We start from the raw sequence: 25,756 nt of genomic DNA on the forward strand, positions 1-25,756 counted from the left end.
CAAGTGTATCCCTCCGTTTTTTATTTTTAAAAATATGGAGAATCGCCGGCGACCCAAACCATTTACAGCCTATCGGTTGTAACCATTCATCCCTGATTGCGTTTCCCTTTATACATAATATTATGTATACTAAAGGTGCACCGGTGCGAGCATTCCGCGGCGCGCCGGCAGCTCATCAGAGGTATGATATGGACAAGAAATTCAAACCCGATAAACAAAACATTATCAGCTTCAGCCTGATGGGGCCGGAGAGCGGCGGGCCGTGCCTGGTCGACTCGACGGATGGCAGGATCACCCGCATCAGGCCGTATCACTATGACAAGGAATATACGGACAAATACTGCAACCCCTGGAAGATCGAAGCCCGGGGCAGCACGTTCATGGCCCCGGACCGCGTGACCATCACGCCCTTCGGCCTGGGCTACAAGTCGCGCGTTTACTCCAAAAACCGCGTGCGCTACCCCTTAAAGCGCGTGGACTGGGACCCCAAGGGCGAGCGGAACCCGCAAAACCGCGGAAAATCCGGCTATGTGCGCATCTCCTGGGACGAGGCGGCGCAGCTCGTGGCGGACGAGCTCGTCCGGATCAAGGAGACTTACGGCCCGGAGGCCGTTTTGTGCCAGGCGGACATGCATGGTGAGGGCAAGCACGTGGCCCCCAGCCACGGCTGCCCCAACAGGCTTTTATCCCTCATGGGCGGCTACACGCTGCAGATGCGCAACATGGACAGCTGGGAAGGCTGGTTCTGGGGCGCAAAGCACGTCTGGGGCTGCGAGCCTGTGGGCGAGATGATGCCCATGACGAACCTCTATCCGGACATCGCCAAAAACGCCGAGCTGCTCCTCTTCTGGGGCTGCGACCCGGAGACGACGCCCCTGGGCGTCGTCAGCCAGCTGCCCAGCCGGCTCTGCTCTTGGTTTACAAAGATCGGGCTCAAAAGCGTTTACGTCTGCCCGGACCTGAACTACGGGGCGGCCATCCACGCCGACAAGTGGATTCCCGTCCTCCCCGGCACCGACGCGGCGCTCCAGCTGGCCATCGCTTATGTCTGGCTGACGGAGGGCACCTACGAAAAAGAGTACATCGCCACCCACGCCTACGGCTTCGATAAATTCGAGGATTACGTCCTGGGCCGCGAGGACGGCGTGCCGAAAACGCCGGCCTGGGCCAGCGAGAAGTGCGGCGTCCCCGAGTGGACGATCAAGGCCCTGGCCCGCGACTGGGCCAAAAAGACGGCCTCCATCCTGCACGCCAACGGCGGCGGCTACATCCGCGGGCCCTACGCCACGGAGCCGGCGCGGCTGGAGGTCATGCTCCTGGGCATGCGCGCCGTGGGAAAGCCGGGTGTCCACCAGGCGAAAATGATCGAGTGGAACCTCTGGAACAAGGACTTCCCGCTCCCGTACCAGGGCGAGTTCATGCCGGCCGTCCCCCATATCGCGGACCCCCTGCGCCCCGTTGAGGGGGACGTGGACCCGTCCATCAACATGAAGCGCTTCACGCTGACGCCGGATCAGGCCAAACGGGCGCCGGAGCTTATCGAGCTGTTCCGCCAGTTCCCCGCGCCCAAGCAGTTCATCCCCCGCGTCCTCATCCACAAGGCGATCCTGGAGGGGCACGCCGAATGGTACGGCCTGCAGTGCTTTTCCTCCAGCCAGATCCCCAACGCCCAGAACTGCCGGCAGCCGACGGCGGAATATGAATTTGAAAAGATCGTCTATCCCCGGGAGGGCTGCTCCCGCGTTCATATGATGTGGACGGACGCGCCGTGCCAGGTCACCTGCTGGAACGACGGCAATATGTCCATCCGCGCCATGCAGCACCCGGATATCGAATGCATCGTCGCCCAGCACCCGTGGCTGGAAAACGACTGCTATTTTGCCGACATCATCTTCCCCGTCTCCACAAAGCACGAGATGAACGATCTGGCCAGCGACCTCTCCAGCGGCGCCTTTGTCTCCGTTTACCTGGAGGAGCCCTGCTGCCCGCCGGTAGGCGAGTCCATATCGGACTTCGACGTCTGCGCCAAGGTGGCGGAAAAGCTCGGCAAGGAGTATTACGACGCGTACACCTGCAACATGTCCGAGGAGGAGCGTGTCCGCTTCTTCTACAAGGCCTCCGGCTGCGAGGAGCGCATGAGCTGGGAAGAGTTCCGGAAAAAGAAGATTTACGTCGTCCCCTGCAAGCCGGACGCCCAGGAGCTGCCGGCCGGGCTCTATGAGTTCTTCAAGGACCCGGAGAATAATCCGCTGACCACGCCCACGGGCCTTTTGGAATACTCCTCCACCCACATCGAAAAATATATGCCCGACGACCCTGAGCGCCCGCCCGTCCCCCGGTGGATCGAGCGGGGCGAGACCCACGACGAGCGGCTTTCCAGCCCGCGCGCCGAAAAATATTCGCTTCTGTGCATGTCCAACCACGGGCGCTGGCGCATGCACGCCCAGTGCGACGACATCATCTGGAACCGGGAGGTGGAGACGATGAAGATCCGCGGCAAGGACGGGTACCAGTACGAGCCGGTCTGGCTCAACACCGCCGAAGCCGAAAAGCGCGGCATCCGCCACGGCGATATCGTCAAGGTCTTCAACGAGCGCGGCACCGTCCTCTGCGGCGCCTACGTCACCGAGCGCCTTATCCCTCATACCTGCTACGTGGACCACGGCGCGCGGCTGGACCCCATTATCCCCGGCGTCCTGGACCGCGGCGGCTGCATCAACTCCATCTGTCCCACGGCCCTGACGTCCAAGAATTCCACCGGCATGGCCACCTCCGGCTACCTGGTGGAGGTGCAGAAGGTGACCGATGAGGAGATGGCGGCCTGGCGCCGCGATTACCCCGGGGCTTTCGCGCGCAAAATCGACCCGGCCGCAGGCGTCTGCCTCGAGGGCTGGCTGGTCGGATAAAGAAGGAGCTCACCATTATGTCTAAAGTATTCTGTATCGACGTGGCCAAGTGCAACGGCTGTTATAACTGCCAGCTGGCCTGCAAGGACGAGCACGTGGGCAACGACTGGGCGCCTTACGCGCGCCCCCAGCCCGAGATCGGCCAGTTCTGGATCAAGGTCAAGGAAAACGTGGGCGGCACCATTCCCAAGGTGAAAATCCACTATATCTCCCAGCTTTGCAACCACTGCGAAAACGCCACCTGCATGAAGGCCTGCGGCAAAAACGCCATCTACCGCCGCGAGGACGGCCTTGTTATCATCGACCCCGAAAAGTGCGACGGCTGCAAGGCCTGCATAACCGCCTGCCCGTACGAGGCCATCTACTTCAACGAGGAGCTGGGCATCTCCCAGAAATGCACCGGCTGCGCCCATCTTCTCGACAACGGCTACAAGCTCCCCCGCTGCGTGGAGGCCTGCCCCACGGACGCCCTGATGTTCGGCGAGGAATCCGAAATGCAGGACTTCATCGTCGGCGCCACCGTGCGCCGGCCCGAGACCGGCAATCATCCGAAGGTCTACTACCGCAACATCCCCGGCAAATTCATCGCCGGCACGGTCTACGACCCCATTGAGAAGGAAGTCGTCATCGGCGCCCGCATCAGGGCCACCAACGGCGGCAAAACGGTGGAGGTCCGCTCCGACGAATACGGCGACTTCTGGCTTAAAGACTTAGCCCAGGGCAAATACGACGTGGTCATCGAAGCCCCGGGCTTTGAGTACAAGGTATTCGAAAACGTCGACGCCACAAAGGACGTCAACCTCGGCGACATTCCGCTGGCGCGAAAATAGTCGAAGCATGTCGAAACCGGCCATCGTTACACATGGCCGGTTTTTTCGTTTACGGGAACATATTCTGAAATTCCCGCAGCGTATAGTCCGCAAATTTCTCGTTTGGCCGCCCGATGGCCGCCAGGATTTCATAGCAGCCCGCCTGATCGGCCAGAAATTTGATGTCGACGTTCGGGCCGACGACCTCGGCGTACCTGTATTTCTCCAGGATATTCTCCGGGATATCCGTCACGTCGACGGTGGTCATCCCCAGCGAGATTTTCCCGATGATCGGCGCCTTATAGCCGCCGATCACCATGTAAACGCCCTTCGGGGCGGCGTCCGTCTCGCTGAGGTTTCTCAGGTAGCCGTCCTTGTAGCCGATATGCACGAGTGCCAGCTTCGTGGCCCGCTTTGTCGTATAGGCCCCGCTGTAGCCGACGGTTTCGCCCTTTTTGATAGCTTTGATCTGCGATATTTTTGCGTAGATCTCCAGGGTGTGCCTGGCGTCCGGCGATATCGGGGACCGGGCGTTGGGCGCGCCGCCCACCAGGCCGATTCCCGGCCGTATGATATCCATATTGAAAATCGTGTTGTCCAAGAGTATCACGCTGTCGGTGCAGGCAAACGACACGGGCCGGGCCGGCAGCAGTCCGAGGTACCGCTTTAAAACGTCATACTGGCGAAAGCAGTTTGTGTGGTCGTCTCCCTTGATGTCATAAAAATGGCTCATGTAAAATTCCACGGTGAGATTTCCGGTCAGCGCCGAAAAGTCCCGGCCGAGCAGCGCGACCTCGTCGTCCAGGAGCCCCAGCCTGTTCATATGCGTGTCCAGATGGATGACGACCGGGGCGCCGCCGTGCGCGCCGCAGTAGCTGTTCCAGCGTTCGAGCTGTTCCAGGCAGTTGACGCAGGGGATGATGTCATAATCCTTGAAATACCGCTCCTCGCCATGCAAAAGCCCTGCCATGGCGAAAATCTTCGCGTCCCCATGCGGCAGGAGCCCGCGGAGCTTTATGCCCTCGATCAGCTCCTCGACAAAGAAATACCGGGCGCCCGCCTCGTATAACGCCGGGGCCGCGTCCTTCATCTGCAGCCCATGGACCTCCGCCTTTACCACCGCCGCGCAAATGGAATTTGTCCGCGCCGCTTTTTCCCTGAACAATCCGTAATTGTGAACGACCGCATCGATATCCCGTATACGGACGACAGGCCTTGGCCCAAAAGCCTTCTCCGGTATCCATCTGAACGAGCTCATAGCACACATCCTCATAGAAAATCTTGCTTTTCGATTCTAACACAGATGCCGGATGATGTAACTATACATCAGAGATATTCTCGGCATAAAAAGAGCCGAACCTCAAAGAGTCCGGCTCCCTTGCTATTCAGTACAGTAAATGTTATTCCTGCGGCGGGGTGATCAGGACGACGAGCATCTGGCAGGAGGTCGTGCCCGTGTTGAGCACCGATTTCTTCGTGTTCGGGCCGCAGTGATAGGAATCGCCGGCGTACAGGGTGGTCTTGATTTCATCCGGCGTGCCGACTTCGCTCTCTAAGTACATCTGGCCCTCGACGATATAGTAGACCGTCTCCTTGGCGTTCGCGCCGTAGTTGCAGCCGCCGCCGGGCAGGAAGTGGGAAAGCCCCATCGTGATGCCGCCCTGGTTGACGTCCTTGGCGTCGTGCAGGCGGGTGGTGCGTACATCAAAATGGCCCGGAGCCTCGTAGGTATAGGCTTCATTCTTCCTTGTAATCTTGTAACTCATGAAATCATTCCCTTTCGTTTATTCAAAATCGCCGATAACCGGCTGCAGCACTGAGTAAAAGCTGTCCGTACATAAAAATGATTACATGCGGCATTGTAACACGGCGCCCGGCAAAGTTCAAGTGCGCGCGCCGGGTTTTGGTAATAACGCTTATAAATCCCGCCTTTTTTCGCGGATCAGTTTTTCGTAATCCTCAGGATAATTGATGTTGAGCAGGAGCTTGTCATGCCACAGGCCGCCGAGCTCCGATTTTGACACGATGCGCACATCGACCTTGTCGAAAAGCGCCGCGAGCTTGTAGCTGCCGCTTTCAAGGGCGGCGGCCACGTGGGGCAGGACCGTTTTTTTGTAATATCCAAACAGCGGCTCGTACCGCGCGGTAACGCCGGCGGTGATACATATATCGCTCGTCCCGGCCAGCTCCATAACGCGGCGCGCGGCACGGGGGTCGGCGTAGGGCAGGTCGGCCGCCACCAGGAACACCCCCTCCTCCTCCGTCGCCGTGAGCGCGGCGTGCAGCCCGCCCATCGGGCCGCAGCCCTTATAGATGTCCACAATGCGCCCGGCCTGGATTTCCGGATACTTTTCGGCATCGGCCACACTGATACAGACCGTGTCGAAGCATTCCGAAAAGCGGCGGACGGCCGAGGCCAGCAGCGAGGAGGCGCCGTATGGCAGCGCCAGCTTGTCCCTTTTCATCCGCCGGCTTTCCCCGCCGGCCAGAATTACCGCCGTCGACATGCGCCATCCCCCCTTTCGTATCAGTGCATTGTAACATAATTCCCTTTATCGGAAAATACTATTATCGCCCATCCCCCAAAAAAGGGCGCTCCGGGTTGACTTTTAAGGGCCGCGGTTGTATAGTTAAAGCCGTTATAAGGCTTTTTTATTGCGTTATAAGCTATTTTGCGTACCGTTTATCGGGTGAGGAGGAAATTTATGAAAGATATCTATTTGGTCAGCTGCTGCAGGACGGCCGTCGGCAGTTTTGGGGGCAGCTTAAAGGATACCCCCGCGGCCAAGCTTGGGTCCATTGTCGCCAAGGCCGCGCTTGAGCGCGCCAGCCTTTCTCCGGACAAGCTGGATGAAGTGATGTTCGGCTGCATACTTACGGCTGGCCTCGGCCAGAACGTGGCGCGCCAGGTGGCCATCGGCGCCGGTATCCCCAACGAGGTGCCCGCCTACACCGTCGGCATGGTCTGCGGCTCGGGCATGAAGAGCGTTATCGAGGCCGCCCGCGCCATCGCCTCCGGCGACGCCGAGATCATCCTTGCCGGCGGCACCGAGAACATGTCCGCCGCGCCGTACGCCGTCCCCACGGCCCGCTTTGGCGCCCGCATGGGCAACGCCAACATGGTCGACACCATGGTCAACGACGGCTTGACGGATGCTTTCAACAACTATCACATGGGCGTCACCGCGGAAAATATCTGCGACCAATGGGGCATCACGCGCGAGGATCTGGACGCGTTCGCCCTCGCCTCCCAGGACAAGGCCGCGAAAGCCATCGCCTCCGGCCGGTTTAACGACGAGATCGTCCCCGTCCCGGTGAAGGTCAAAAAAGAGATCGTCGACTTCAAGGTGGATGAGTTCCCCCGCGCGACCTCCATGGAAGCGCTGGGCAAGCTGTCCCCCGCGTTCAAAAAAGACGGCCGCGTCACGGCCGGCAACTCCTCCGGCATCAACGACGGCGCCGCCGCCATCATCCTCGCCTCCGGCGACGCGGTGAAGAAGCACGGCCTCAAGCCGCTTATGAAGCTCGTCTCCTGGGGCCAGGGCGGCGTGGACCCGACGATCATGGGCGTCGGCCCCGTCCCCGCGTCCAAGCAGGCGCTGAGCAAGGCCAGCCTGAAGATTTCCGACATGGACCTCATCGAGGCCAACGAGGCTTTCGCGGCACAGTCTGTGGCCGTGGCCCGCGAGCTCGGCTTTGATATGAGCAAGGTCAATCCCAACGGCGGCGCGCTGGCGCTGGGCCATCCCGTCGGCGCCTCCGGCGCGCGCATCATCGTTACCCTCGTCCATGAGATGCTCAAGCGGGACGACGCCAAACGCGGCCTTGCCACCCTGTGCATCGGCGGCGGCATGGGCGTCGCCACCATCTGGGAAAAGGTCTGACAGCCCGATCCCCGCTGCCCGAAAACGTATAACGCATAAAATATCCCGCCGCTATCTCACGATAACGGCGGGATTTATTATTACCGGCGCGGCATCAGCTGTCGTTTCTGTCCTGCGCGCCGAAGCCGGGCTGGGGTTGGATTGCCGTGGCGGTGACGCCCTGCTCGTCAAAGGTGATGTTCAGCGTCTGCTCCTGGCCCTGTCTGTTGACGACGATCGTGGTGGTATCGCCGGCCTTAAACATATTTTTCGCCGTTTTGAGCGAGCCGACGTCGGTCACCGCCGTATTGCCGAGCTTTACAATGATGTCGCCGACCTTGATGCCCGCTTTATCAGCGGCCGAGCCGCTCTGGACGCTGTCGACGTACGCGCCGGCGACCATCTTGTAATACTGCGCCGCCGTGCTGGACACTGTCTCCACCGTAACGCCGATGGACGGCTTGCCGGTCACGCGGCCGTTGGAAATAAGCTCCGAGATGATGCCGCTGGCGTCGTCGATGGGGATGGCAAAGCCGAGCCCTTCGATGCCGGTGCTGGAATATTTGGCCGAAACGATGCCGAGGACCTCGCCCTTGTCGTTGTAAACGGGGCCGCCGGAGTTGCCCGGGTTGACCGCCGCGTCGATCTGGAACATGTTGATGCCGGTGCCGTCTTCCTCCGTGATCACCCTGTCAAGGGCGCTGACGATGCCGCTTGTCATCGTATAGGTGAGCTCGCCCAGCGGGTTGCCGACAGCGTAGACCGCGTCGCCGACCTTCATGTCCTTGTTGGTTCCGAACGTCGCCGCGTTCAGCCCCGTGGCGTCGATTTTGATGACGGCCAGGTCGTTGTCCTGATCGTATCCGACCACTTTCGCCGGATACGACTTTCCGTCGTGCATCATGACCGTCAGCGTGAAGCCCTGCTCGACGGCGTATGAAATGACGTGATAGTTGGTGACGATATACCCGTCCGTCGAGATGACGAAGCCGGAGCCCGAGACGGCGGCGTTCGTCGCCTGGCCGAAAACATTGGACGTTTTGTCCTCGGAATTGACACCGACAACCTGGTTGACGGCCATATCGTAAATGTTCTCGGCACTCATGACGGCGCCCGAGGCGGTCAGATTCGTCGCGGAGGAGCCTCCCGGCGAGCTGCTCGCGGCCGCATCGTTATCCGAGGCGGACCCGTTGCCGGAGCCCACGATGACCTGGCGGTTCCCGCCGCCGCTGAGCTGTATGACGCCGTACGTCGTGCCGCCGGCGGCCAGCGCGCAGACCAGTACGAGGCAGACAGCCTTCACCAGGCCCGCCCAGAAGGTTTTCTTCTTTTTTACAGGCGGCTGCTCAAACACCGGGTATCTTTGATGTATATAGTACGAGCCGCTGTGGAGCCCGGGGGAAAACGGCTCCTGGCCGGGTGCCGCCGGGCGGTACACCGGCTCCTGCCAGGGCTCATAATAGACGTTGGGGCCCGCGGGCCGCCTCAGCTCCTGTTCCGGCTCGGGCGGCTTCGGCTGCTGGGGCTCGACGACGACCCCGTCCGTATTTTCCGGCGCGATCCGGGGCTCCTGCGTATTTTCCGGCGACGGCGCGCCGCCGGTGAAATCGGCGCCGCTTCTATTTTCATCTTCATTAAACATTAAACGGTTCCTCCTCGCTGTGAAAATTGCTCTCCCAAAGCAGAATATTTCATTAAGCAATCGTATCATAAAGCTTCTTTATGTATAATGCATGAATAAAATTAAAACATTTTTAAAAAAACATGATATTTCGTGAGAATGTGTCATGTCCCGACGCGCTTGACACGTTTTCGTTATCATGATAGTTTATAAATTTATAGGAGATGATACGAATGTCCGATAATTTGTATACATTTGAGAACGAGGATTACAAGAAAGCGTACCGCCATACCACGTCGCACATTCTGGCACAGGCTGTCAAGCGGCTTTATCCCGGCACGAAGCTCGCCATCGGCCCCGCCATTGCCGACGGTTTTTATTATGATTTCGATACCGAAGAGCCCTTCACGCCCGAGACGCTGGAAAAGCTCGAGGCCGAGATGCGGAAGATCATCAAGGAAAAGCTGCCCCTGGAGCGTTTTGAGCTCCCCCGGGAAGAGGCGGTCAAATTCATGGAGGGGCTCGGCGAGCCGTATAAGGCAGAGCTCATCCGCGACCTGCCCCAGGATGCCGTCATCAGCTTTTACAAGCAGGGAGAATTCACCGATCTCTGCGCCGGGCCCCACGTGGACAGCACGGGCCGGATCAAGGCCAACGCCTTTAAGCTCACCAGCGCTACAGGCGCCTACTGGCGCGGGAATTCCGACAACAAGATGCTGCAGCGCATCTACGGCACCTGCTTTCAGACCCGCGACGAGTTGGACAAGCACCTGGAGCGCATCGAGGAGGCCAAGCGCCGCGACCACAGAAAGCTGGGCCGCGAGCTGGACCTGTTCGCGCTGTTTGACGAGGGCCCCGGCTTCCCGTTCTTCTTCCCCAAGGGCATGGTCATCCGAAACGAGCTGGAGAGCTACTGGCGCGAGCTGCACCGGAAATGCGGCTATCAGGAGATCAAAACGCCGATCATCCTGAACGAAGAGCTCTGGCACCGTTCCGGCCATTGGGACCACTACAAGGAAAACATGTATTTCACAAAAATCGACGAGGGCGACTACGCCGTCAAGCCCATGAACTGCCCCGGCTCGATGCTCAGCTACAAGCGCCGCATGTGGTCCTACAAGGACCTGCCCATGCGCGTGGGTGAGTTGGGCCTTGTCCACCGGCACGAGCTGTCGGGCGCGCTCCACGGCCTGATGCGCGTGCGCGCCTTCACCCAGGACGACGCCCACATCTTCATGACGGAGGACCAGGTCCAGGACGAAATCCTCGGCGTCATCAATAAAATCGACAGCGTGTACAAGCTCTTCGGCTTTAACTACCACATCGAGCTGTCCACGTGCCCGGAGGACTTTATCGGCAGCCAGGAGATGCGCAATTACAGCGAGAGCATCCTGAAGGAGGTTCTGGACCGCCACGGGCAGGCTTACGTGCTGAATCCGGGCGACGGCGCGTTTTACGGCCCGAAAATCGATTTCCACCTGGAGGACGCCATCGGGCGCACCTGGCAGTGCGGCACGATCCAGCTGGATTTTCAGATGCCGGAGCGCTTTGAGCTGGAGTACACGGGCGCGGACGGGGCAAAGCACCGCCCGATCATGATCCATACGGTGGCCTTCGGCTCCCTGGAGCGGTTTATCGGCATCCTGACGGAGCATTTCGCCGGCGCGTTCCCGCTGTGGCTGGCGCCCGTGCAGGCCATCGTCATGCCCATCACGGACCGCAGCCGCGACTACGCCGAAAGGGTCGCCGCGGCACTGAACGGCAAGGGCTTCCGGGTCGAAACCGACCTTCGGAACGAAAAAATCGGGTACAAGATCCGCGAGGCGCAGATGCAGAAAATCCCCTACATGCTGGTGCTGGGCGACAAGGAGGCCGAGGACGGCACAGTCACCGTCCGCAAGCGCGCCGGGGGCGATCAGGGCGCAATGAAGCTCGACGACTTTATCGCGGCCATCACGGCGGAAAAAGATACGCGCGCGGTCTGATCTCTTTCAAAGCCGCAATCGAAATATTCTAAGCACGGCGGAAATTCTGCGAAGCTTTTATATCGAAAAAGGGTTTGTCTACAGGCTGAGCACGGCGAAAACGCCGTGCTCTTTTTTTTGCGCTTCAACGACGCGTCGACAAAATTTACATTACATAACATCGCGGCAGTGCTCGTACACTATGATTACAGCCACTATGATTCAAAGGAGTTTTTACTTTGCAGAATAAAAGAAAGCTCGCACTGTCACTGGCTATCATTTTTGCGATCAACATCATGGTGATCTCTTTGATCCAATGTGTGCAGAGAGCGGACGCCGCCGCGTACAAGAAAGGTTCCACCGGCTCCGTCGTGACCCAGATACAACAAAAGCTCTCCGATTGGGGCTATTACTCTGACGGTATCGACGGCGTTTACGGCAGCCAGACGGAATCGGCCGTCAAATATTTTCAGAGCAAAAACGGCCTGACGGCCGACGGTGTCGCCGGCGACAAAACGCTGGCCGCCATCGGCATCAACACCTCCTCCGGCGCCACGTCGCGCTCCAACGACGTCAACCTCCTGGCGCGCCTCATCTCGGCCGAGGCGCGGGGCGAACCCTACACCGGACAAGTTGCCGTCGGCGCCGTTGTGCTCAACAGGACAAAGCATCCCTCGTTCCCGCACTCGCTCTCGGGCGTCATCTATCAGCCCGGCGCGTTTACCTGCCTCTCCGACGGCCAGTTTTACACGCCTGTCTCCGACAGCGCCTATAAGGCCGCCCAGGACGCGCTGAACGGCTGGGACCCCTCCGGCGGCGCGATTTATTACTTCAACCCGTCCACCGCCACCAGCGCCTGGATTTGGTCCCGCCCCCTCATCGTGGTCATCGGCAAGCACCGCTTCTGCTCGTAAATGCCCGCCCACCCGCCCAATAAAGGTATGGGGCTCCGCCCCATACCCCAAGCCTTCCCCCCCGGGGAAGGCGGCGCGGAGCGCCGGACGAGAGGGAACCTTGCCCCTGTGATCCCCAAAGGCGGAACCACGCCGAGTACCCCGTACTGTCATTCCCGCGAAGGCGGGAATCCACGTCCCCCGACTTTCACAAAGGCATATAAAAAACTGCCGCATATGCGGCAGTTTTTTATGCGCAGTTATACATATTCATCGCCTTGTCGATGCCTCCGCGATAACCCAATGCGCGGCGCACCTTGACAGCCGAGTACCGGAACCGTATAATCACATCAGGGAGTGATACAAATGACGAACGAGGAACTGTTGGATCAAGTTTCAAGGCTTATTGAAACCCAAACGGTAAAAATCAATCTTATGATTGAAAATGCCGTTACAAAACGTATCGACTCCCTGTTTGATGGATATAAGCTTACCCATGAAAAGCAGTGGGAGCTCGAACGGGAAGTCGAGGATTTAAAAAAGCGTGTCGAACATTTAGAAGTAAAAGCCGGATAATTCTACTTTTTATCGCACCAAAAAACTGCCGTAAACGGCAGTTTTTTTATGCTCAGTTATACATATTCATCGCTTTGTCGATGCCTTGGGCGACGATGGTTTCCACGGCGGCGGCGGCGGTTTTTACCGCGTCCGCGATGAGCTCCTTGTCCTTGCCGGCAAAGGCGCCAAGCACCCAGTCGGCCATGTCGTAATCGGCGTGGGGCGGCTGGCCGACACCGATTTTGACGCGGGGAAAATTATCCCCGCCGCATTTGGCGATGATGTCCTTCAGGCCGTTGTGGCCGCCGGCGGACCCGTTCCGCCGGATTCTGATTTTGCCGGCGGGGAGCGCCGCGTCGTCCGAGACGGCGATGACGCGGTCGATGGGCAGCTTGTAAAACCGCACGGCCTCCTGGACGGCATCCCCACTGAGGTTCATATACGTCTGGGGCTTCATCAAAAAGACCTTTTCGCCGCCCAGCGTCCCGGCGCCTGTCAGTGCCTTGAAGCGGAGGCGGTCGATTTTGACGCCGGCCGTCCTGCCGATTTCATCGGCCGTCATGAACCCGACGTTGTGGCGCGTCCCGGCGTATTTGGCGCCGGGGTTGCCGAGAAAAACGACGATCCAGGAAACCGGCCCGGTATTTTTTCTCAAGAACATATCAAAAGCTCCGAAACGGCGACATATACTGCTTCATCTGAACAGCGTGGAGATCGATACTTCTTCGTAGACGCGCTCGATGGCCTCCGCAAACAGCGGCGCCGCCGAGAGGTACCGGATTTTCGGACTGGGCACAGCCCCCGGATACGGGATGGTGTCCAGGCAAAGGAGCTCCTTGATATAACTGTCGTTGACCCGCTCGATGGCCTGGCCGGAGAGGACGCCGTGGGTGGCGCAGGCATAGATTTCCTTGACCTTGCCGACTTCAATAAGCGCCTTGGCCGCGCCCACCAGGCTCCCGGCCGTATCCACCATATCGTCATACAGGATGACGCTCTTGTCCCGGACCTCGCCGATGATGTTCATGACCTCGGATTGATTGGCCTTTTCGCGGCGCTTGTCGATGATCGCGAGCCCGAGCCCCATTTTGAGGGCGAACGTGCGCGCCCTGGCCACAGAGCCCACGTCCGGGGAGACGACGATCACGTCGTCGGCGCCCTCGCCGAATCTTTTGATGTAATATTCGGAGAAGAGCGGGCTGCCCAAAAGATTGTCGACCGGGATATCAAAAAAACCCTGTATCTGTGAAGCATGCAAATCCATCGTGAGCACACGGTCGGCTCCTGCCGATGTGATGAGATTTGCCACCAGCTTCGCGGATATAGGGTCCCTGGCTTTTGCCTTTCTGTCCTGGCGGGCGTAACCGAAATACGGGATGACCGCCGTGATACGGCCGGCCGACGCGCGCTTACAGGCATCCACCATAATGAGAAGCTCCATAAGATGATCGTTGACGGGTCCACAGGTAGACTGGATTATGAAAACATCCGAGCCGCGTACCGACTCATAAAGTGAAACGGAAATCTCTCCGTCCGAAAAGCTTGTGACGTTTGAATCCCCCAGCCTGATCCCAATGTTGCGGCAGATGTTTTCGGCCAGCGGCTTATTGGCATTTCCCGCAAAGATTTTTATATCTTTTCCGTGTGAAACCATTGTAATCCCCCTCTTTCGCTGCAGGATATCTGTGATGTCCGTATTATATCAGATAACTTTCCGAAAAAAAATAGTCTGGCTCATTTTTCACGATTTACCGAAATTCCCGCTATTTTTAATTCTTTTCTTGTTATGTCTCAATGATAAACCAATTCCATTTGCCCTAAACGGATGAAAGAGGGGGAAACATCGTGAGAAAGCTGCATCGCCGCCCCGACCCGGCGGCGCCGGTCAGCCGCCAGCGCCTGCTCGTCACGGCGCACGGCGTCTCCGCGACGATCCGGTGCCTGGAAAAGCGGCGCGGCTTCTGGCATTTCGCCGCGGAGCCCGGCGCGCTGGCCGGCTTTGTGGGCAGGAACGGCGTCTCCGGCGACAAGCGGGAGGGCGACGGCCGGACCCCAACGGGGCTTTACCCGCTTGGCGCTGCCTTCGGCGTCCGGGAAAAGCCGGACACCAGGATGCCGTACCGGCGCATCACGCCGCAAAGCTATTGGGTCGACGACCCGCTGTCGCCGTACTACAACACCTGGGTGGAGGCGCCCGGGGGCGGCGATTGGCGCGGCGCCGAGCATCTGCTCGATTACCCGGACAGCTACGCCTGGGCCGTCGTCGTCGAATACAACATGGAGAATATCATCCCCGGCAAAGGCTCCGCCGTCTTCCTCCACTGCGGAACGCGGCCCACCTCCGGCTGCATCGCCGTCGACGAGCCCGGCCTGCTCCGTATCCTGAAATGGCTCGACCCCGCGCTGTCCCCGGAGATCATGATCAGGCCGGAGCGAAGCGGGCTGTAGCCGGGGCATATCATTTTTTGCCGCTTCAGCCGCCCAGTATCTCGGCGATCAGCGGCAGCTTCTCCGTCAAATCCTCGTCGCCCTGATACCAGGCGACAAAAATTTGATTGCCCTTGTAAGCCACCAGCTGCTGCCCGTCCAGATTTTGCGCATAGACGGCGCCCTCCAGCGCTTCGGGGTCCAGCACCTCGTAATTCTTGTTGGCTCCGTTCATTCCACAGTACATCTTGACGAGCTCGTCAAAGAGCGGCTTTGTCAAAAAGTCAAACGCCGGCCTGTAATAATACGTTGTCATATTTACGTTTCCCCCGTCTTTAATTCCACCGTGCTGGGAGATCGAATACTGTACGGGGACAAGGAGCGTATACCCGCGCCAGTAGGTGTCTCCGACAAGGCTCACAATGCTGCCATAATCAGCGCCAAAGTCCGCGCTCTGCTCGATCTCCGACAGCCGCAGGACCGGGATATCCGCGCTCAGCTCAGACAGCGGCTTTATATCGTCAAACCTGCCTGAATTCAGGCTCAAGCCGCTGTCGACGGTAAGATTGGCGATCCAGACGGCGACAAGGACGCAGCAGAGCGTAAGTTCCATGATTCTTGCCGCCATACCGTGTTTGTAGCTCTTATGATGCTCAAAAGGGATTCCGGCACGCAGCCGCTTTTTCAGCTTTATCATTCTGGCGGCATAAACAATCTGCAATCCGCCGAGAAGCAGCCATAGCACCAAAAAGGGAAAGACAAAGGCGTTGGCGTTGAGAATATAATCGCTGACAAAGCTCCCACGCGCGGCGGTACGGACAATGGTCCCCGCAATCAATGTGAATATCACGGCAAACAATATCATAAACGCCTTCATTTGCCGGTTTAAATTGTTCAGCGTGTAGCTCTGGATGCGCGGGTCGGTATGGAGCTCGGGCGCGGCGGCATCCTCCGCCATAAAAACGTGGTAGAGCTTGCGGATGGTGGCGATATAATGCCAACCGCGCTCCATATACAGCTGCCGTTGCTCCACGTCGGGATAGTCGTCGTCCTTCCCCGCGGGCTCCAGCCGGTAACGGACGGTTTTCGGCGCGCCTTTTGTAAACTGCCAGAACAGCCAGCCGAACTCGTAAAAGAAATAACCCTTTTCCGCCATGTCGGCAAGCCATGTCTCCAGGCCCGAAATGTCGTACAGCTGAACGGGACTGAGTCTTCTGTACAGCCTCTCGCTTCCCATCGCGCGTCCTCTCTTTCAACACTATTTCTCTTTATTGCCCGTTCAGGGCCTTTGCCACGATATCGAGCTTGCCCGATAAATCGGCATCGCCCTGGTATAAAACGAGGATCACCTGGCTGCCCTGATACGCCACCAGCCGCTGCATCTGCCCGCCCTGAGCCTCCTCACGCTTCGTGTAGACCGCGCCGTCCAGGTGCGGCGTGTCAAGCGTCCTCCGGTCAGCTTCGGCGCCGGTCCCCCGGCCCTCACCGGCAAGCGCATCGAAGAGCGGTTTCGCCAGAAACGCAAACGCGGGCCTGTAGTAATAGGCCGTCATCGACACCTGTGGCATCCCGTTCCCGCCGGTCTGGCCCGCCGTCTCCGTGAAGCCGTACTGTGAAATCACATACTGGACCGGGACAAGCAGCGAGTATTCCTTCCAGCCGCTTCCATACTGATTCCCGCCCTCAGCGGTAGTCCTGCCCTGCTCGATGCTTGACAGGGCTACGATGGGGATGCCTTCTTTTTGCAGCTCCGGCAACCGATAACTATGATTTAGCCCCATATTTGCCTGAAGGACCCAGCCCGATATCAGCGCCGCCGCGGCGATGCCCCAAAGCGCAATCTCAGCGTACTGCGCCGCCGCGCCGCGGCGGTAATTTTTTCGATGCGCAATCGGCAGTCCGGACCGGAGCCGTTTTCTCAGCCTGTAAACCTGAATCGCCCAGGTAAGGCTGCGGGCATCGACGAACAGCCAGAACAGCAAAGCCAGAAGGTTCGCAGCCGTGGCATTGAGAATGACATTCCTGACGAAGCTGCCACTAATAATGACGTATATCAGCGCCGCTAATAAAGCCGCCATCATGACAGCCGATATCGCCGACGACACGACGAGCTCCCTGGTCAGCTTGTCGAGCGTATAGCTCTGGACCACCGGGTCGGTATGGAGCTCGCGGGCGGCGCTGTCCTCCGCCATAAAGATATGAAAGCGCTTCTGGAACGTCGTGATATAGCGCCAGCCGCTGTCACGATAGAGCTGATAAATTTCGGCGTCGGGGCCGTCCTTCTCCTTTCCCGCCAGCTCCAGGCGGTAGCGCACCTGTTTCGGCGCGCCCTTTTTGAAATCCCCGAATCCGAGCGTAAAGCCCTTGAGAAAAAGGCCCCTGGCCGCCATGTCCTCAAGCCAGCTCTCCATGCCGGGGATATCGTATTTATTGACAGGGGCGTATCTGCTGCAGGTCTTGTCCTTATCCATCACGCGTCCCCGCTTTCCGCGTCGGCGATGCAGGCCCGCAGCCGGGCCAGCTCCTCCCGGTACGCCGCTTTGCCTTTTTCGGTGATCGTATAAATTCTTTTCCGCCCGCTGACGTGGACCTCCGCGATCAGCTTTTCTTCCTCGAACTTGGCGAGAATCGTATATAGAGTCCCGGGGCCGAGCGTGAGCCGGCCCTTTGTCTTTTGGGCGATATATTCCGCCGCGTCCGTCCCGCACATGTCCCGCTTATTGAATGCCATCAGGACGTAAAACATTGTCTCCGTCAGCAGCTCCAGCGTCTTCTTTGCCATACGGCCTCCACAAAAAGCAATATCGTGTGTCGATATCATTATATTATCGACATACGATATTGTCAACGGCGCGCGCCGTTTTTTGTAAAAGCCCTGTGGAACGTTTTTACAACTCTTTTTCAACACCATGATGATTCCATGAATATGCCCTAGATACAATTGATACGACAATTGTACGAAAGAAAGGAGACATATTCATGAATCCGGGATATCCGAAAGCCGGCAGGCGTGCTTCGAATTTGCGAAGGAAACGGCGGGACAGGCTTGAAAGGCTTCTGATCGCTCTGCTATGCGCCGGCGCAATCACCGCATGCTTTTTCTTCGTTAATTCCATCACCGCGGAAGCGGTCGCCAAAAATTCAAAAGAGGGCCTCCCGGCATCCGATGGCAAGTCATACAGCCCGGCAGACACGACGGACGGCGCCGTCATACATAAAGCCCCGGACGTTTCCAAGGCGCCTGAGGACACGGCAAACCAGTGGCAGCTTGTGCTGGTCAACGGCAAAAACCCGCTGTCCAAAGACTACGTGCCGCCGCTGGCCGCTGTGGGCCAGTATAAATTTGACGAGCGTGCCGCCGACGCCCTGAAAAAGATGCTGGCGGACGCAAGGACCGCGGGCCTGTCGCCGATCATCTGCTCGGCCTACAGATCCTACGATAAACAGATGTCGCTGTATAACAGCCAGGTGAGCAAGCAGGCGGCAAAAGGCCTCTCCTATGAGAAAGCGCGCGAGGAAGCGAAAAAAGTCGTGGCCTGTCCGGGGACAAGCGAGCACAATCTGGGCTTGGCCGCGGACATCGTTTCAAAAGACTATCAGCTGTTGGACGACGCGCAGGCGCAGACGCCCGAGGCGCAGTGGCTCAAGGACAACTGCTATAAATACGGTTTTATTCCCAGATATCCGCCGGACAAGTCCGATATCACCGGCATCATCTTTGAACCGTGGCATTACCGCTACGTCGGTGTCGAGGCCGCCACATATATCACGGAAAACAATCTGTGCCTTGAAGAATACTTAAATCAGCCGTAAGCCAACGCTCAGCCGGCGACCCCTTGCGCAGAAAAAGGCACCCCGCCGGGGTGCCTTTGCTGACTTCAGTAAACACACAAGCTGCCGCTGCAAATTGAGCAGCCTCACCACTCGCCCTGGACGACCGCGTACTGGTGGTCGGCGTCAAAGCCGGCGCGGTCGAAATAGCTCCTCCCGCTGCTGCCGAACGTCGTATCGACATTGATCCACCTGTTTCCCGCCGGGTCGTACACCTGATTCCACGCGTGATCGCCCCATTCCGTGCCGCTGTAGCCCAGGCCCGTGACGAACCGGACCTTCACGTCAACGGCCCGGCACATGGCCACGTAGAGGCAGGAGTAGTCAAAGCAGATGCCGGTTCTCGTATCGTAGGCGACGACGGCCCCGGAGGCGACCCTGGAGGAATCGGCGGCAACCGCCGCCGCCTTTTTGCTGTCGTAATCGATATTTTTGGCGACCCAGGTATAGAGAAGCTTGGCCTTGGCCTTCTGGTCCGTCTCTTTGCCGACGATGCTTTTTGCCTTCGCGTCGATATCCGCGTTGGATTTGACCGCGTCGCCGAGTGTCATCCCGTTGAAATAACGGATCAGATGGATATTGCGCGCCTCCAGGGATTCTGCGGCCTGTTTGAAGGAGTCGCCGAGCAGGACGGGGATTTTCTGCGCCCACTGGGAGCTTAAGAGCGGATCGAGGATCGTTTTGTCGATATACTGATACGCCCCGGACGCGTCGATGCTCTTTTCCAGGGTCGAATTGCCGTTGTAGCTCACGTAAAAATTTAATAGGAGCGCGCAGATGACCACAAGGATCGCCGCCTTCGGCAGCTCCCATATCCCGCCCAGAATCCGCCGGACGACCCCGTTCATCCTGCCCATCGCCGAGGAAATCTTGTCCGTCAGCGGCACGATGACAAACCGGTAGACCGGCATGGTCAGAAGATATAAAAGCCCGCTGAGAAGCGCCGTGAGGATGGCCGCGACAATGACGAAAGACCAGATGTCCCTGCTCGTCACGAGGCTGTAAAACGACGGGATCACCTTAAAAAGCTTTGTCAGGAGCGGGCTTTGGGTATCGTAGAGGAAATGCGTCGTCAGGTAGACCGACAGGATGATGGACGCCAGGAATATCAGGCTGTTGAGCAGCGAGCCCAAAAGCCGCTGCATCCTGTAGCTGGAAAAGGGGCTGACCACGCCGATCAGGACCGGCACGGCCACCAGCCCGATCAAAACGACCGTGATGATATTGATGCTGCCGAAAAAATCCATGGCTTCTCCTTCCGCCCGTCTTTGTCCCATTGTACCACATCGGGCGGATATTCGCCAAATCCGGAATCACTATTTACAACATATCCGGGGAGGCCTTTCCAGGCAGCCCGCGGTAGAGCCGCGAGATATAAAGGGCCGAGAGCATCGCGAAAACGGGGAGCAGGAAGTAGTGATACCTGTTCTGGCTTTCAAGCACCATGTGGAGGACCACCGTGCCGATCACCAGCAGAAAAAGCGCCAGCTCCGGCCCCGCGTCCTTTGTCCTGACAAGCCTGAGGCCGCAAAGCGCGGAAAAGAAGATGCCGAGCAGGTAGACATAATCGCTCCACCGGGTCATGGTGTCAATGACGCTCTGCCGTTCCGGCGTCAGTCCGCCCTGCTGGCCGAGGAAGAGGGAAACCCAGTACGCGCCATAGTCGTCGTTGCCCCACAGGTCCGTGAATTTCTCCATCGTCAGATTCAGGACACCGGCGGGGTCGGCCGCGATGCGCCGGAGCGCCACATCGATGCAGGCCCGGTGCGCCGCTTCGGCGGAATCCGTGGCCGCAAACGCCTGGTCGAAAAACTCCGCGTCCTGCTGATTCCAGGCGCCCTTGGCGTCGATATTGACGCCCACCATGAGGTTATACCCATAGGAGACGGTGGCGCCCGGCAGCTTGTAGCCGATGGTATCGGAGATGGCGGCGGAGATGAGCCCGGAGCACAGCACATAAACCAGCAGTATGACAAGCGCGCGGAACCAGCCCTGGCAGGCGGCCCGGCTCAGCTTTCCGTGGAGCATCCTTTCGTTGACGTCGAACCGCACCCTTTGGGTCAAAAGGCTGAGCACCGCCGCCACCAGCAAAATCTGCGACAGAGGCCGGATCGCCGCGGAGAGCGCGAGCACAATCCCCGTGATGACGCATAGGAACATGGACCCCTCCGTATTGCCCAGCGTGGACGGATACTTGAACAGATAGACAAAAAGCCAGACGGCCAGCAGCATCAGGCACGTGAAAACGGGCTCCGACGCGAGCACGGCCCCGTACAGGATCTGCGACGGCCAGAAGGCCGCCAGGACCAGGGCGATCAGTCCGCCGAGCCGGGAGCTGAGCCGGCGGGCGATCCTGTAGGTCAGAAAAGCCGACAGCAGGCCCGCGGCCGCGTTGAGGTACAGCCCCGCCGCCACGGACGGCCCCGTGAGCCTGAAGAGCAGCGACAGAACGAACGGATAGCCGATAACGTGCGGAAATTTGGCAATATACGCCGAAGCGCCGAGCCCCCCTTGAGACAGCAGCACCGCGACATCGTAATACGTTTTGTAATCCGACGCGGGCGTGACCGGCATGTGCGCGATGACCAGGAGCCTCGCGAAAGCGCCGGCCGCCAGGACAGCCGCCGCGATAATACGCTCCGTTATTCTGCCGGCCGGCGTGTCCCCGGCCAGCCGCCGATGCAGCCGGAGGCGCCTTATAAGGCGCAAAAGCGCATACAGCAGCAAAAACGCGGCGGCGAGGGCGCAAATGGCGCCGCCATACCAAAGATACGGGTACTTTTTCGAGCCGGCCAGACTCAAAAGCCCGCTGAACAGGGCATAAGCGGCGCAGATTTCAAAAATCACCAGCGCCGCGTATGAAAACCAGCCTTTTTTTGTCGCCAAGCACATCGGTCCTCTCAGGTTGACGCCTCGGACTGCGCCGGGCCTCCGGATTCATATTGCCTCGCGGGCAGCAGTTTATTCACGTCGCCAAAGCGACCGGCGCCGGTGCGGGCTCTGTATCCCGGAGACCCATGTATTCCAGGATATCCGGCGTGAAGGCCTGATATCCCAGCGCCAGCACGGCCTGCTCCATGGTGATGGCGTCCCTGTCCAGCAGCCGGCCGACCGCCTCCCGCGCCGCCGTGGCGGGTCCGGCGCCGCCGTGAAGCGCCGCCAGAATACTCTGCCTTGCCGAATAGACAAAGCCGCAGTTTTCCCGCGCGACGCCAAGCAGCCCCGGGATTTTCTCGATGGGCGTGGCGTCGGCGGCGGCAAATACATAGCGTCCCTTTGAGGAAAACAGCGGATATACGGCCAACTCTTCCAGCAGGGTCCCGTCGAAATCCGCCGCCGCCCCGTTTGCAAACGGCGCGATGTCCCGGATGAACAGGCGGTGCTGGACATTGGCCACGGCCTCCATCAGCTGTTCCTCCGTGACGGCGCCCTCGCTCAGCAGAATGTCGCCGATGCGCCGGCCTTCGGTCCGGCTTCGCCGCAGCGCCCCGCTCAGCGCGCTGACGCTCAGATACTGCTTCTCCAGGAGCACATCGCCCACATTGCGGTAATACCGGTAGAGGACGTGCCTGTTCAGAAAGGTGTGGTCGGTTTTGTTCCAGGCGACCTTTCCCTTTTTCTTTTTCGTTCCGGCCCCCAGGAAATACAGCTTCCACGCCTTGAGCGTGGCCGTCAGGTTGATGATATTGCCCCAGACGAGCCGGACGGGCATCAGCGGCGGAAGCAGGCAGGCCACGGCCATGCTCTTGAAGCCGTAAAAATTCGCGATGGCAACGGCCCGCATCGTCTGGCGGAAGACCATCATAAAGGTCAGGAAGACGCACAGCCCCCACGCGAGGGAGTGGCGGGTATACATGTCCGGCAGCGGGAGGAAAAGCGACAAAAGGAAATAGATAAAAACGAGATAGCCGGGCAGGACCATCAGGTTGCTGGCCTTCGCCTTGGCGTCCTTGTACAGCGAATATCTGGCCGCAAAGCCCATTTTGCCGGTCCTGAATATATCGGAAATTTTGATGGACTGCATCGTAATGCCGTAGATCCAGCGCATTTTCTGCCTGGTCGCCGTTCTGAAGGTGTCGGGGAAGAAGCTGCGCGTGGCCACATAGTCCCACCGGACGGTATTGTTGTCCATGAGGCGCGGCACCCTTTCCAGCACGAAATGGATATTATAGCCCTTCTGCGTCAGCATGAGCGACAGCTTATAGTCCTCGGTCAGGCTGTCCTCCGGGAAAAGCGGCGCGCCGTGGAGCCCGTCCAGGATCACATGCGATATGACGAAGCCTGTCCCGGCCGAGGGCACCACCGCGGACATGGACTCCCGTGTGCCCATCGTCCTGTAATGGTTCTCGGCAAATTCGTCGGCATATGTACCGGTGGTCATGCTCCGGAAAACACTCCTGATATCCGGCATCTTCTGCAGCGGTATGACCGGGAACTGCAGCACGTCGTGCCGCTCTATGAGATAGTTCGTCAGCTTAAGCTCGTAAGGATGGACCACATCCTCCGAGTCGTGCACCGTCACCGAGAAAAACCTCCAGCGACGCTCTGTCTCAAACTGCCGTATGTACCGGAGCATATTGTTGATGTTGTCCGCCTTGCAGGTCGGCCCCGGGCGGCTGTTGACCACCATGTGGACGTTCTCATATTTCTCCCCGAGCCTTTCCACCGCCGCGATTGTCGGCGCGTCGTTGGGATACACGCCGATAAAAACGTGGTACATGGAAAGCGGATACTGCAGCGCGGCGATCATATTGTCTATGACGGGCTCTATAACGTTGTCCTCGTGCCAGGCGGCGATCATCACCGCCAAAAGCTTCGGCGGCACGGCGTCCAGCCGTTCGATGGGCAGGCGTTCCGGCGCGCCGTCCCTGATTTTCCTGACAATACTGATGATATCCCAGATGAGGTCGTCAATGCTGAACAGGACAAATCCCAGCGCGACCACGACCCCGATTATGCGAATGATGTGCTCCATTAATATCTTTTACTCCTATGGCTGCCGATATTAATGATTATACATAATTCACAAATATCTCGTCAACATTCTGTTATATTTGTTAAATTTTCAAGAATTACCCTTCGCCTCAAATTACTTCCTGGAAAAAGATATAATGAGCTTTCCGTCGGCCCAGGCAATAGGACTCTGGCGTTTCAGGACGCCGCCGCTTTTATCCCTGGCAACGTCCCCCGTTCTGAAAACCGACAGCATCAGGCCGATCAGGAACAGGTTGATCATCATGGCTGCATTTCCGTAGGAGATGAGCGGCAGGGAGATGGGGTCCATCAGCGGATACCCCAGGTTGTACAAGACGTAACCGAACACCTGCGCCGAAAACGTCAGCATGACAGACATCGCGATCAGCCGCCCGATAACGCTTTTCTGCCGGGCGCACAGCATAAAGCCCCGGACGGCGAAAAGCAGCAGCACGGCCATCACCGCGATAAAAGCCAGCCAGCCGGCGCTGTGGATGAGATTTGCCAGCAGCTGCGTCGTATCGGTCATCGGAGAGCGCAGCAGCTGCGCCGTATCGGCCGGCAGCGGTGCGCCGGGTCCGAGCAGCCTGGCGCTTGCCAGCATCTCCCTGATCGCTATGGCGAAATATCCGTACCCGTTCGGGTCGGCAAACGGGTCCAGCACAGCCGTAAGCCGCATTCCGAACATCCGCGACACCAGCAACAAAGCGGCGGCGAACGGAACGGCGGCGATCAGGCCGCCGAACAGCTTGCTAACACCGAACCAATTTTTCACGATGGCCAGGAGCAGCAACGCAAAGCCGCAGAAGGCGAAAAGCAGCAGTCCGGCCACCGTCGGCACCTGCAGCGCCATGAGGCACGGCAGCAAAAAGGCCAGGCAGCAGGCAATAAGGCCGCGATACCCTTTATTTCTCAGCGCATAGATGACGGCCGAGAAGCCCAGAGGAAAAAGCAAGGTCATAAACTCCGCATAGTATCTCCTGCCATTCAGGAGCGGCGAAAGCAAGGCGGCGGTCAAGGCGGCGGCCATGAGCAGAACGAAAAACGTCTTTGGATGCCGGCCGATCAGAGTGAAATCTGCGAAATAGGCCGCCGCCATGAGGCCCAGCCCGGCGGCCATAGCCAAAAGCTGGACCGGCAGCTCCCGGTCCCAGCCGCTGCGGACGATAACAAGCCGGATCACCAGCCCCGCCAATAAAAGCGCCGCCGTCAGAAAGAGCATGCTCCACTGGGGCTTGGGCCGGTGCGTGCGGTCCAGCCGCGCGCCGATGTCCACCGGGTCGCCCATCTGCGCGAGCGCGCGGCCGGTGGCTTCGTCCTCCGGCGCGCCGGCGGCGATATAGGCGTCCCGCTGGTCAACCAAATGATTTTCTATTTCCTCCGCGATCATGCCATGGGCCTTTTTCCACCGGACCTGGTCGCAGACCGTCTTTGAATACGCCTGGATTCTCTCAGTTGCCTGCATAGCTGACCCCTCCGCCCAGCACCCTGTTTATCGCGCCGGAAAACCTGGTCCACTCGGTCTGCCTGTCCTTCAGCTGCGCCCGCCCCTTATCGGTCAGATGATAATACTTCCTGACCCGCAATGAATCGGCGTGGTCGTCATAGGAGCTGACCATGCCCTCGTTTTCAAGACCGTGCAGGATGGGATAGAGCGTGCCCGCCTTCAGGTTGAAGACCTCCTCCGATTTGCGGGCAAGCTCCTCAATCATCTGATATCCGTACATATCTCTCTCTTCCAGCAGCTTTAGTATCATCAGTGTCGTTCCGCCCGACAGCAGCCCTTTGTCCACCGCCATAAAATCGCCTCCAATATATAGATAGTCTATACATATAATATATCGACCATCTATATATGTCAAGTACCAAAAGGTGCTGGCCCCATAAAAATTCCCGCGGGGCTGCCCGGT

General features: G+C 58.8%; 22 protein-coding genes. 8 read left to right on the forward strand and 14 right to left on the reverse strand.

The window, feature by feature from the left end:
• Window positions 1-188 precede the first annotated feature (188 nt).
• Window positions 189-2,906, forward strand: a complete 2,718-nt coding sequence (locus BUB60_RS03895) for a molybdopterin-dependent oxidoreductase (RefSeq protein WP_073076353.1) — start codon at window positions 189-191, stop codon at window positions 2,904-2,906.
• Between the two features lie 17 nt (window positions 2,907-2,923).
• Entirely contained in the window at window positions 2,924-3,736 is an 813-nt protein-coding gene (locus BUB60_RS03900) for a 4Fe-4S dicluster domain-containing protein (RefSeq protein ID WP_073076354.1), read from the forward strand.
• 49 nt (window positions 3,737-3,785) lie between these two features.
• On the opposite strand, the gene BUB60_RS03905 is transcribed toward BUB60_RS03900, so the two are convergent.
• The 3 genes from BUB60_RS03905 to mobA all read right to left on the reverse strand — a co-directional run bounded on the left by BUB60_RS03905 (window position 3,786) and on the right by mobA (window position 6,222).
• Entirely contained in the window at window positions 3,786-4,973 is a 1,188-nt protein-coding gene (locus BUB60_RS03905; protein WP_073076355.1) for an alanine racemase, read from the reverse strand.
• 142 nt (window positions 4,974-5,115) lie between these two features.
• On the reverse strand, window positions 5,116-5,481 hold the full coding sequence (locus tag BUB60_RS03910; protein WP_073076356.1) for a cupin domain-containing protein: 366 nt from the start codon (window positions 5,479-5,481) through the stop codon (window positions 5,116-5,118).
• 150 nt (window positions 5,482-5,631) lie between these two features.
• A complete protein-coding gene (gene mobA / locus BUB60_RS03915; protein ID WP_073076357.1) occupies window positions 5,632-6,222 on the reverse strand; it encodes a molybdenum cofactor guanylyltransferase in 591 nt (196 codons plus the stop codon).
• 198 nt (window positions 6,223-6,420) lie between these two features.
• Here mobA and BUB60_RS03920 point away from each other — a divergent pair, with 198 nt between their 5' ends.
• Window positions 6,421-7,599: an acetyl-CoA C-acetyltransferase gene (locus tag BUB60_RS03920; RefSeq protein WP_073076358.1), complete on the forward strand. Its 1,179-nt coding sequence runs from the start codon at window positions 6,421-6,423 to the stop codon at window positions 7,597-7,599.
• Window positions 7,600-7,693: 94 nt separating this feature from the next.
• Here BUB60_RS03920 and BUB60_RS03925 read toward each other — a convergent pair whose 3' ends face one another.
• Entirely contained in the window at window positions 7,694-9,220 is a 1,527-nt protein-coding gene (locus BUB60_RS03925) for a S1C family serine protease (RefSeq protein ID WP_073076359.1), read from the reverse strand.
• A 212-nt stretch (window positions 9,221-9,432) separates the two neighbouring features.
• Between BUB60_RS03925 and thrS the strand changes: the two genes are divergently transcribed.
• The 3 genes from thrS (at window position 9,433) to BUB60_RS03940 (ending at window position 12,632) form a co-directional block, all read left to right on the forward strand.
• Complete coding sequence (gene thrS / locus BUB60_RS03930) at window positions 9,433-11,184, forward strand: threonine--tRNA ligase (protein WP_073076360.1); 1,752 nt, start codon at window positions 9,433-9,435, stop codon at window positions 11,182-11,184.
• Window positions 11,185-11,459: 275 nt separating this feature from the next.
• Complete coding sequence (sleB, locus tag BUB60_RS03935) at window positions 11,460-12,077, forward strand: spore cortex-lytic enzyme (protein WP_084726256.1); 618 nt, start codon at window positions 11,460-11,462, stop codon at window positions 12,075-12,077.
• Window positions 12,078-12,422: 345 nt separating this feature from the next.
• Entirely contained in the window at window positions 12,423-12,632 is a 210-nt protein-coding gene (locus BUB60_RS03940) for a hypothetical protein (protein WP_073076362.1), read from the forward strand.
• A gap of 52 nt (window positions 12,633-12,684) precedes the next feature.
• Here the strand turns inward: BUB60_RS03940 and pth are convergent, their stop codons facing one another.
• Both pth and BUB60_RS03950 read right to left on the reverse strand, forming a co-directional pair.
• A complete protein-coding gene (gene pth / locus BUB60_RS03945; protein WP_073076363.1) occupies window positions 12,685-13,275 on the reverse strand; it encodes an aminoacyl-tRNA hydrolase in 591 nt (196 codons plus the stop codon).
• Between the two features lie 33 nt (window positions 13,276-13,308).
• A complete protein-coding gene (locus BUB60_RS03950) occupies window positions 13,309-14,268 on the reverse strand; it encodes a ribose-phosphate pyrophosphokinase (protein WP_073076364.1) in 960 nt (319 codons plus the stop codon).
• A 191-nt stretch (window positions 14,269-14,459) separates the two neighbouring features.
• Between BUB60_RS03950 and BUB60_RS03955 the strand changes: the two genes are divergently transcribed.
• Entirely contained in the window at window positions 14,460-15,062 is a 603-nt protein-coding gene (locus BUB60_RS03955; RefSeq protein ID WP_242941147.1) for a L,D-transpeptidase family protein, read from the forward strand.
• A 25-nt stretch (window positions 15,063-15,087) separates the two neighbouring features.
• Here BUB60_RS03955 and BUB60_RS03960 read toward each other — a convergent pair whose 3' ends face one another.
• The 3 genes from BUB60_RS03960 to BUB60_RS03970 are packed head-to-tail and all read right to left on the reverse strand — an operon-like array spanning window position 15,088 to window position 17,823.
• Complete coding sequence (locus BUB60_RS03960; protein ID WP_073076365.1) at window positions 15,088-16,278, reverse strand: DUF2812 domain-containing protein; 1,191 nt, start codon at window positions 16,276-16,278, stop codon at window positions 15,088-15,090.
• Between the two features lie 31 nt (window positions 16,279-16,309).
• On the reverse strand, window positions 16,310-17,512 hold the full coding sequence (locus BUB60_RS03965; RefSeq protein ID WP_073076366.1) for a DUF2812 domain-containing protein: 1,203 nt from the start codon (window positions 17,510-17,512) through the stop codon (window positions 16,310-16,312).
• Window positions 17,512-17,823 (reverse strand): PadR family transcriptional regulator, encoded by a 312-nt coding sequence (locus BUB60_RS03970; protein ID WP_073076367.1) that lies wholly within the window; start codon window positions 17,821-17,823, stop codon window positions 17,512-17,514. The genes BUB60_RS03965 and BUB60_RS03970 overlap by 1 nt, the downstream gene beginning before the upstream one ends.
• 197 nt (window positions 17,824-18,020) lie before the next feature.
• Between BUB60_RS03970 and BUB60_RS03975 the strand changes: the two genes are divergently transcribed.
• Window positions 18,021-18,854, forward strand: coding sequence for a M15 family metallopeptidase (locus BUB60_RS03975; RefSeq protein ID WP_073076368.1), 834 nt, complete (start codon window positions 18,021-18,023; stop codon window positions 18,852-18,854).
• A gap of 104 nt (window positions 18,855-18,958) precedes the next feature.
• On the opposite strand, the gene BUB60_RS03980 is transcribed toward BUB60_RS03975, so the two are convergent.
• The 5 genes from BUB60_RS03980 to BUB60_RS04000 all read right to left on the reverse strand — a co-directional run bounded on the left by BUB60_RS03980 (window position 18,959) and on the right by BUB60_RS04000 (window position 25,645).
• Window positions 18,959-20,119 carry a transglutaminase-like domain-containing protein gene (locus BUB60_RS03980; protein WP_073076369.1) on the reverse strand — a complete coding sequence of 387 codons (1,161 nt, stop codon included), beginning with the start codon at window positions 20,117-20,119 and terminating at the stop codon, window positions 18,959-18,961.
• A 73-nt stretch (window positions 20,120-20,192) separates the two neighbouring features.
• The gene (locus tag BUB60_RS03985) at window positions 20,193-21,758 is read right to left on the reverse strand and encodes a glycosyltransferase family 39 protein (protein ID WP_159435339.1); all 1,566 of its coding nucleotides are present in this window, start codon (window positions 21,756-21,758) and stop codon (window positions 20,193-20,195) included.
• 79 nt (window positions 21,759-21,837) lie between these two features.
• Window positions 21,838-23,847: a glycosyltransferase gene (locus BUB60_RS03990; protein ID WP_073076371.1), complete on the reverse strand. Its 2,010-nt coding sequence runs from the start codon at window positions 23,845-23,847 to the stop codon at window positions 21,838-21,840.
• Between the two features lie 114 nt (window positions 23,848-23,961).
• The gene (locus tag BUB60_RS03995) at window positions 23,962-25,311 is read right to left on the reverse strand and encodes an FtsW/RodA/SpoVE family cell cycle protein (RefSeq protein ID WP_073076372.1); all 1,350 of its coding nucleotides are present in this window, start codon (window positions 25,309-25,311) and stop codon (window positions 23,962-23,964) included.
• Window positions 25,298-25,645, reverse strand: coding sequence for a PadR family transcriptional regulator (locus tag BUB60_RS04000; RefSeq protein WP_073076373.1), 348 nt, complete (start codon window positions 25,643-25,645; stop codon window positions 25,298-25,300). Before BUB60_RS04000 ends, BUB60_RS03995 begins: the two co-directional genes overlap by 14 nt.
• Window positions 25,646-25,756 lie beyond the last annotated feature (111 nt).

It is taken from the genome of Sporobacter termitidis DSM 10068 (genome assembly GCF_900130065.1).
Lineage (GTDB): Bacteria > Bacillota > Clostridia > Oscillospirales > Oscillospiraceae > Sporobacter > Sporobacter termitidis.